Source organism: Streptomyces mutabilis (genome assembly GCF_014649815.1).
GTDB lineage: Bacteria > Actinomycetota > Actinomycetes > Streptomycetales > Streptomycetaceae > Streptomyces > Streptomyces mutabilis.
Genome location: NZ_BMTT01000304.1, coordinates 1 through 525 on the forward strand (window position 1 = coordinate 1; position 525 = coordinate 525).

1 protein-coding gene is annotated in these 525 nt (G+C 30.1%); it reads right to left on the reverse strand.

The annotated features are described in order from the left end of the window. On the reverse strand, positions 1-458 hold a 458-nt coding region (locus IE142_RS40430), incomplete at its 3' end, for a THUMP domain-containing protein (protein ID WP_229831320.1). Positions 459-525 lie beyond the last annotated feature (67 nt).

The window sequence follows — 525 nt, forward strand, 5'->3', positions numbered from 1 at the left end:
TCTATTTTAATTTCATAGTCAGGATTTTTAACATTCACTGTTATATTATTATTTTCTTTTAGTATTGCTCCACCGACTTGACGTTGCAATTCGTACGTATCCAATCGAAATGACTTGTCAACGCGTTTTACATCAACCTTAAAAGTTGAACCTTTTTCAAAGTCATGAGATAACTGTATTGCTGATTGATTAATTTTCTCTTCGTTTTTATCAATTTTTATAACTGGACTAATTGATTTTATACCATAAACTTTAGATAAGCGTTGAATGATTTCATTTATGTCTGCTTCAGGGGATAATTCTATGTACATTCTATCCCTCTTTCCTTTGACATGATAACCACTTAATGGAATAAGCGCGCGTTTCACATTATCTTTAAGTTGATTAACAAACATTTTTCTATTCGTACCTTTAAGCGTGAGCTCTCCATATCTAACTAATAAATGATCATATTGCATTACTTTAACAGCTCCTTAATTTCCTTATATACAGATTCAAATGCATTCATAAAACTTAATATATCGT